The 4604-nt window shown below is 30.7% G+C and carries 4 protein-coding genes; 2 read left to right on the top strand and 2 right to left on the bottom strand.

Translation table 11 applies throughout. The features are described from left to right. Positions 1–351: 351 nt before the first annotated feature. On the top strand, positions 352–654 hold the full coding sequence (locus CVD18_RS21495) for a hypothetical protein (RefSeq protein ID WP_103867522.1): 303 nt from the start codon (positions 352–354) through the stop codon (positions 652–654). Positions 655–784: 130 nt separating this feature from the next. Here the strand turns inward: CVD18_RS21495 and CVD18_RS21490 are convergent, their stop codons facing one another. Together CVD18_RS21490 and CVD18_RS21485 are read right to left on the bottom strand one after the other, a co-directional pair. Beyond that, entirely contained in the window at positions 785–1783 is a 999-nt protein-coding gene (locus CVD18_RS21490) for a helix-turn-helix domain-containing protein (RefSeq protein WP_233194614.1), read from the bottom strand. Positions 1784–1917: 134 nt separating this feature from the next. Next, a complete protein-coding gene (locus CVD18_RS21485; RefSeq protein ID WP_103867520.1) occupies positions 1918–2613 on the bottom strand; it encodes a hypothetical protein in 696 nt (231 codons plus the stop codon). A gap of 451 nt (positions 2614–3064) precedes the next feature. On the opposite strand from CVD18_RS21485, the gene CVD18_RS21480 reads away from it, so the two are divergent. Beyond that, positions 3065–3778 carry a YARHG domain-containing protein gene (locus CVD18_RS21480; RefSeq protein WP_103867519.1) on the top strand — a complete coding sequence of 238 codons (714 nt, stop codon included), beginning with the start codon at positions 3065–3067 and terminating at the stop codon, positions 3776–3778. The last annotated feature ends 826 nt before the right edge of the window (positions 3779–4604 follow it).

Raw genomic sequence — 4604 nt, 5'->3', positions numbered from 1 at the left:
TTTTGTCGAGTCATCAAGTTAAGGTATTTTTGTAAGTAGCTAAAAAAAGCTCCCGAGGCAACGAGGATTAGTTCAACAATGGTTTAGCAAGACTATAATTTCATGTAAAATAGCTCATTTTAGGCGTTTAGATAGATACTTTCTTTACTTCTTATGATATCATCAATATTCTAAAAGGTCTTATTAGGAAGTTAAAGAGTCTGTGAAAAAACAAAATTTAGCCCCATTGAGAGGAAGAAAAAAATCCTTAGTTTTGAAAAAACAAGCTAAATAGAACACTTTGTAAACTCAATTGATTAACAACGCTATAACAGAGTTTACTATGGCGGTGTATAATATTACTTACTATTAATGAGACAAATATTTATTATACTATTACTTTTTACTGTTTCCACTTTGTTTTCTCAAGAAAGTAAGAAAGACACTCTATGTCCGATTGAAATAGTTAAAAAGGCAGTAGCATTAGATTCAGTAGAATTATTAAAAACCGCATATAGCAACAGAATGATAGATGTCATATCGAGTAGTGAAGAATGGGAAAAAGCTTTGAGGTACTGGAAAACATTAGGACTAGATGATTACTCCTGTAAAATTGATCAGAAAAAATCCAGAGCCATTTTTTTTATCAAGGAAAGGAACATGAAGGTAGAATGAGAGTTATTATGGAGAAATCAAGTTGGAAGTTTGATGAAAGATGAATGTTGTACAACACAAAATAAACCACATGAAAACGATAGTTTATTCAATCCGTTGGTTCTAGTTATTTATTTAACTTTTAATTTTTTTACAATTTTTGACTAAAATAAACAGATGGAGAAACCCCCATTAGTTTTTTAAATGATTTATTGAATGTAGTTTTAGAATTAAAACCAGCTTCTTGAGCAAGTCCAAAAAAAGTAAGTTGTTTGGCTTGATCTGATTTAGCCAAGAGAATAAACTCTTTTATACGATAATAATTCACATATTCAAAAAAGTTCATTCCAATATTTTCATTAAGTAATCGTGCAAGTTCTGGGTTATTTACTCCCAACATTTGAGCTAACTCTGCTTTAAATAACTTATTATTTAAGTAAGGTTTTTTATTAATCATAATTTGGTCGAGCTTCTTTCTTAAACTCTCCAAGTCTTCTAGACTTAATTTAGATTGCGTATATTTTTTAAATTCAATTTCTGGTAAAACCCTCATGACATTTGGAGAAATCATCCCGTAGTAAGTAATAAAGAGAATGATAAATGCTAGAAAAACCCATATAAATGGACGAATAGAACGTTCTATATCTTGAAATCCCAAAAGACTAATAAAATAAATAACAACCCAAAACAATAAACTACAGGTTATTACTCTTAAAAAATTTACGATAAACTGAAGGTGCAATTCATACGATATCTCATTTTTTATTTCTTTAGAAAAAGTATTCAAAACATTCCAGCTCAGTATCAAATATATACTGTTTACCATTAAACCAAACCCAAGACAAATATGTATAACACGAAATAGCTCACCCGTTTTAACCCTCTCACGTATAACAGCATCTGCAGGAACCATAAAATAAACAACTATAAATGTGGAGTATAGTAAGGCAGGAACATAATGAATCAAATCTTTATTTGAATACTTCTTTTTCAAGAGAACATAACACGTAAACAAATAAACTGTTGGTCCAAATAAGAGTACTGAAAATTCTGAAAAACAAATAAGCCTGAAATTACTATTCCAAAACCCAGCACTGTGCAACGTTCTACCCAATAAACCTATTGAAATTGTAATTATTAAAAAAGCCATGTACCCATTTATATGCCTTCTCTTTTTTGGTGAAAAAAGATAGACTAATAATAGAATGATACTTTGAAAAAAACCAAAATAAATAAGCTGATTGAGTAGTTCTTGCATATGTAATTGCTTAATATTTATATAACTTAATCAATTTTAAATTGATGTACATTTTTTAGATCATCATAACTAGTCATTGAGTGCGCTACAGCAAATGCTTCAAAAACAGATTGATTTTTCCATTCAATTATATAAAATTTATCTGGATTATAAACATACCCAGTTGGTGAATTTCCTTTATTTAATTGTAAGACAATTTTACCACCAGCTTTTTTAATTTTTTCTTCCCAATTAGATATGAATTTATTGAACTCGTTAGAATTATCTTCCCAAAAAGAAGTTACTACATTGTATTTCTTTTTATTTATAGAGAAACTTACATCTTTTTGCATTTCATAATAAGTAAGATCAAAATAAGGAAACAGTTCTCTACGTTGTTTATGAAAATCGGGTACTCTTTTAGAAATATTGGCTAAAAACGCTTCTCTTTTTTGTTTGTTTTCCCATTTTCCAAATATTAAGTTAGAAGGAAGATGAGTACCCAGTGTGAGTTTTGAGATGCTAAAACCATTTTGCGGTCGATACGAATATTCATAACCCACTGGATAAATTGTCTTTTTATATGTATCAAATTTCTCTTTTGAATCTGATACCATTGTTAATAACATAATATCCAGGATTTCTCCTTTTTTATAACTATAGGAAGTAACTTCTTTACTTTGTGCATTAGAATTAAAAAAGGTCAAAGAAAAAAATACGAGTGCAAATGTTCTTAATGTCATAATTATTTTTTTGTATTTATAACCACAAAACAATACTATTCGATTTAGTCATACAAAATAATAGGGGGTTGATGAGTTCGTATACCGTATTTGTACCTAAATAAAGAAGAAAGTACTACACGTTTTGCCAATAATAATAACCATTATGTAACCATGTAATTGTCATAAAAACAATATGTTATGAGATTTCTGTGAAGGCTTTTCTTATCTAAGGGCCCCAATAGGTAATCATTTTTGAATGCTATTGCTTGGGAATTTTTTAAAACCCCATTTGTTTGCTCCACTAGATGGAATATAAAATTCCGTAGCTTTGAAAAAAACAAAACAAAACAAAGCACCTCGTGGACTCAATTGTTCAAACTTTTTGCTTTTACCATCGCTATGCAAATGATTTAATAAACGATGCTAAAGTAGAGTTTACTATGACCTTACTCAGGATTAAAGAAAAGATATGAGAATAAGTACAATCATGCTGATTATGTTTTTGTCAATAACAACAGCCCAAGCACAACTTTTTGGAACTCAAGATATGATAGAAGAAGGAAATATATCATTAAGAATTTGGGAGGAACAAAGTATTAATAATTACTCAGGCATATATTCTTTTGGAGAATCAGAAGCAGAGTCATCTTTACATGTATCAATTGCTGGTGGTATTGTTTGTGCTCAATTAGAAAAAGGAGATTGGGTGATTCAAAATTTAGAAGTAGTTGGTTGGCATTTATCATATGAAAATTTCACGAATGTAAAAATCAAAGGAAATCAGTTTTATTCTGATCAATCTAATGGAGAATTTGTAACTTTTGAAGTTTCTAATAAGAAATACAAAGGATTAAAATTAAATAACCCACCAGTTCAAACAGGAAATGACAGAGACTATGAAATAGGAAACTACTCCAAGGTTAATCAAATAGGTAAATATTTTAATACTAAAACCAAGATTATAAGTTTTGATTACTTAAATGAAATGAATGCAGAAGAACTTAAAATTATGCGAAATGAAATATATGCAAGATATCATTATGTATTTAAAACAGAGAAAATGTCAGATTATTTTAATAAACAAGAATGGTATTCAGGATATCATCAAAATGTAGATTCTTTTTTGACTCAAATAGAAAAGGAAAATATAAAAAGAATAAGAAACGTTGAAAAAAGCGAATAACAAAAGCTTTGATTGATACAGGGTTTGATTATATATTAAACAAGAAATAAAAATACGCAGATAAATCAATTGGTTCAGGTGTATTTACCCTGCTCCGATTCTTAGTGTGCCAAGAAGTAACCACGGCATTAAATTGGTTACATGCTGTAAATAAGATGATGGTAGGTCCATCGAAGTCGTTGTATAGGCGATGGCTTCAACCCCCCTAAAGGTGCTGTAATGAATAGTTATGGTATTGAGCGTTTAGGAAAATCTAATCCAAGAGGTTAGCAGGTGTGAATAAAGGAGTTGAACGAAAGTGAACCATTGATGAGGTGTCGAGAAGTTGCTACATTCAGTCAAAAGCTACGAAGTATGATACGGAGTTAAAAGTAGTGTTTGCGAAAACATTAATTACAGAAGTAACCTATTTATTTTCTGTAAGGCTGGCGTCATTCAGATGGCAAGAACTTTATTTAGGCTTATTTACGGAACTTGGGAAACTGTATAACAATGCTAAGAAAAATGCGCAATAAGAACAACTTAGAGGCAGAATATCGAAGTGTTATGCAGAGGCAGACTAACTCGTAGTAGTGATGAGATTTCTGTAATGGAAATGGAGCGAAGGGGTTAGCTAGAATGTTTTATATTAGGTCAACTTTTAGGAGGAAGAACCTATAGGTCAAACATTTTAGAAGAGCCGTATGATGGGAGACTATCACGTACGGTTCTGGGAGAGGCTTGGGGTGAAATCCCCCTTGTCTACTCGATACTCCAGCTGTACACGATGGATTATCAAAACGACTTAATAATCCAGAGCAAGGTTTCCATAGTTACGTACAAGCGG

It is taken from the genome of Aquimarina sp. I32.4 (genome assembly GCF_002924285.1).
Taxonomy (GTDB): Bacteria; Bacteroidota; Bacteroidia; order Flavobacteriales; family Flavobacteriaceae; genus Aquimarina.
Note: the sequence above shows the minus strand (reverse complement) of the source record. Positions and strands in the feature narration are given on the sequence as shown.

Excerpts from the sequence above, each read along its gene's own strand:
- CVD18_RS21485 (WP_103867520.1), bottom strand. The coding sequence starts at position 2,613 with ATGACATTAAGAACATTTGCACTCGTATTTTTTTCTTTGACCTTTTTT.
- CVD18_RS21480 (WP_103867519.1), top strand. The coding sequence starts at position 3,065 with ATGAGAATAAGTACAATCATGCTGATTATGTTTTTGTCAATAACAACA.
- CVD18_RS21495 (WP_103867522.1), top strand. The coding sequence starts at position 352 with ATGAGACAAATATTTATTATACTATTACTTTTTACTGTTTCCACTTTG.
- CVD18_RS21490 (WP_233194614.1), bottom strand. The coding sequence starts at position 1,783 with ATGGCTTTTTTAATAATTACAATTTCAATAGGTTTATTGGGTAGAACG.